This window comes from Terriglobus sp. YAF25 (assembly GCF_052113305.1).
Classification (GTDB): Bacteria; Acidobacteriota; Terriglobia; order Terriglobales; family Acidobacteriaceae; genus Terriglobus.
Map to the genome: position 1 here is coordinate 1 of NZ_JBFRCY010000552.1, position 3,191 is coordinate 3,191.

General features: G+C 60.2%; 3 protein-coding genes. 2 read left to right on the forward strand and 1 reads right to left on the reverse strand.

The annotated features are described in order from the left end of the window. Positions 1-180 precede the first annotated feature (180 nt). Positions 181-909 (reverse strand): RNA methyltransferase, encoded by a 729-nt coding sequence (locus tag AB4043_RS19895; protein ID WP_442307875.1) that lies wholly within the window; start codon positions 907-909, stop codon positions 181-183. Between the two features lie 19 nt (positions 910-928). Here AB4043_RS19895 and AB4043_RS19900 point away from each other — a divergent pair, with 19 nt between their 5' ends. Both AB4043_RS19900 and dnaG read left to right on the forward strand, forming a co-directional pair. Next, positions 929-1,636 carry an SIR2 family NAD-dependent protein deacylase gene (locus AB4043_RS19900; RefSeq protein ID WP_442302230.1) on the forward strand — a complete coding sequence of 236 codons (708 nt, stop codon included), beginning with the start codon at positions 929-931 and terminating at the stop codon, positions 1,634-1,636. 148 nt (positions 1,637-1,784) lie between these two features. After that, the coding region (dnaG, locus tag AB4043_RS19905) for a DNA primase (protein ID WP_442307876.1) at positions 1,785-3,191 on the forward strand (1,407 nt) is incomplete at its 3' end.

Genomic DNA, 3,191 nt, shown 5'->3' on the forward strand with positions numbered 1-3,191 from the left:
CGTTTTCATTGAGGAAAACGCCCATAGATGCAAACGCCCTGCRCTACACCTACAGGRRAAATGCTCTAGTCGCATTTTCCCTGTTGCCGGGTATCCCGGAGGGGGAGTGCGGCGGCGTTTTCATTACGGAAAACGCCCATAGATGCGGGAGCGCTGCGCTACACCTACAGGGAAAATGCTCTACTGCCGCAGCTTCCAAAGCACCTGCCGCCAGATGCCCGTCCAGATCTCGGCATCCCTCCGGTTCAACCGCAGCCGGCGCACCAGGCGGCGTGTCATCTCTTCGCCGCAGTTGGCCGGAAACTTCGCCTCATACCCGGTCGCTGTCAGACCTTCGCGAAGCACTGCCTCGAAACGGTCTACCGCAGCGCTGTCGGCAAACCCATCCTCCGGCATCACACCTCCGCTCACTCCATCACGAGTAAGCTCCCACAGACAGACCGCCACGGATTGCCCCAGGTTCATGGAGGTGCCATGTACCTCCATCGGAATCGTCAGCAGGCCGGAGCAGTAGCTCATCTGCTCATTGCTCATGCCCGTCTTCTCGCTGCCAAAGACAATGGCCGCTCTCTGCTTTCCAGCCAGCACATTTCTCACGGCAGCAGCAGCCTGCGGCAACGGCTCGACCGGATGCTCCAGTCTCCTGCTGCCGACCGCCGTCGTGCCGTAGATCAGGCCGCAGTCCCCGATGGCCTCGGCGAAGCTGGTATGAACCGTCGCCTGTTGCATCACCTCGGCGGCATCCACGGCGCTCTTTGCTTCCGTGACCGGCAGCGGGAACTCCGTCACGATCCGCAGGGTGCGAAAGCCAAAGTTGCTCATCGCACGAGCCGCTGCGCCGATGTTCAACGGGTTGCGCGCGCCGGCCAGCACGACAACGAGGTTCTCTTTCTGCTCAGGTGTCAGCACAGGGACTATTCTAGGCAGCATGAGCGAACTTGGGTTAGGCGAGAACGATCGTCTCTTTATCCTGACCGGCGCCGGCATCTCCGCTGAGAGCGGTCTTGCCACCTTCCGAGGAAGCGGTGGCCTGTGGAATGGCTACCGTGTCGAACAAGTCGCTACCCCCGAAGCCTGGGAGGCCGATCCAGAGCTGGTGTGGCGTTTCTACTCCATGCGGAGGCGTGACGCCATGGCCGCGGAGCCGAACGCAGCTCATCGCGCCCTGGCCGCCCTGGAACAGAAGTCTGGCGATCGCCTGTATCTCTGCACGCAGAACGTCGATGACCTCCACGAGCGTGGTGGCTCCCAACGCGTACACCACATGCATGGTTCCCTCTTCGAGTCGCGGTGCGTGCGCTGCGAAGAACCCTTCACGGACCATGCCTTCTATGAGAAGGCCGCTGCATTACCGGTATGCACCACCTGCGGTGCGGTAGTGCGACCGCACATCGTCTGGTTCGGTGAGATTCCGCTGAATATGGATGAGATCTACAGCCGTCTCGCGACATCGACCCATTTCCTGGTTGTGGGTACCTCGGGCTCGGTCTATCCGGCCGCTGGCTTTGTCCAGATCGCTAATCAGCGTGGCCTGAAGACAATCTATGTCGGCCCGGAAGAACCGCTGAATGCAGAGGCATTCGACACCATCTTCCTGGGCAACGCCACCGAGGTGCTGCCGAGCTTTCTCCGATAAGGCCGTTTCCCTGTAGGTGTAGCGTAGGACTTCTGCATCTATGGGCGTTTTCCGCAATGAAAACGCCGCTGCACTCCTCTTCCGGGATACCCAGCGACAGGGAGAAGGCTCTAGGGCAACATCGGCTCACCTACACTAGAAAGAACCAGTGGCGGATGATTTCGCACAGCTCGTCAAGCAGCAGGCCGACATCGTTAAGATCGTCGAGGAGTACGTCCGCCTCCGCAAAAGTGGAGCCCAGAACTACTCCGGCCTTTGCCCCTTCCACAAAGAGAAATCGCCCTCCTTCTCCGTAAACGCAGTCCACGGCTACTTCTACTGCTTCGGCTGCCATGAGAAGGGCGATGTCTTCACCTTTGTCATGAAGCTGGAAAATGTAGGTTTCCCCGAAGCGTTGCGCATCGTCGCCCAGAAGGCCGGTATCCCGCTGCCCAAACGCGACTTCTCTTCCCCTGAAGAGGCCCGGGAAGCGGGCTTGCGACGCCAGCTTCTCGATGTCCACGAGGCCGCCACGCAGTACTTCCAGGCAGCCTTGAACTCCCCCATGGCAGCCCGCGCCCGCGAGTATATGAGCGGCCGAGGTATTACACCTGAGACCGTACAACGCTTCCGCATCGGCTTCGCCCCAGACGATTTCAACCACATGCGCGACGAGCTGCGGAAACACTTCAGCGAAGAGGTGCTGCGCGCCAGCGGTCTGTTCACCAGCAAAGAGCAGGACCAGCAGGGACTGCCAACCGGCAATCTCTATGCCCGCTTCCGCAACCGCGTCACCTTTCCCATCTGCAACGAACAGGGCAAGGTCATCGCCTTCACAGCGCGTGCTCTGCTTCCTGACGAAAAGACTCCGAAGTATCTCAATTCGCCGGAGACACCTCTCTATACCAAGGGACAGGTCCTCTTCAATCTGGATAAAGCAAAAGCCGCCATCCGGGCGCAGGATTACGCCCTGCTGGTGGAAGGCCAGATGGACTGTATCTCCGTCTTTATGGCCGGCATTCAGCCTGTCCTGGCCACCAGCGGCACTGCCTTCACCGAGGCCCAGGTCCGCCTGCTCTCCCGCTTCACCAAACGCGTTGTCGTGAACTTCGACCCTGATACGGCCGGAGCCGCCGCTGCGGAGAAGTCCATCGCGCTGCTTACCGAAGAAGACTTCGAGGTTAAGGTTGTTACTCTTGAAGGCGGCTTGGACCCTGACCGCTTTGTCCGCGAACAAGGCATCCAGGCCTATGGTGCAGCTCTGCGCGGCGCCCGAAGACACTCCGATTATCTGATCGAGCGGGCACGTACTCAGTTTCCGCCGCGTACGCCGGAGGCCAAGGTTAAGGCGGTGAACTACCTCATGCCGCACATTCGGCGTGTCCCCTCAGCGATTCAACGTGACGCCTTTATTACCGATGCAGCCCAGAAGCTTGGCATCGACTCATCCATCCTCAGGCAGGAGATGAAGCAGGCAGCCGCCAACCGGCTTGGCTCCGTCCGTCAGAACGCGGTTGCTCCTGTCTCCGAGACCGAACGCCTGCTGTTGCGCGCGTTGGTGCAACCCGAGGGCTCC

Coding starts and splice junctions, on each gene's coding strand:
- AB4043_RS19900 (WP_442302230.1), top strand. CDS start 929: ATGAGCGAACTTGGGTTAGGCGAGAACGATCGTCTCTTTATCCTGACC.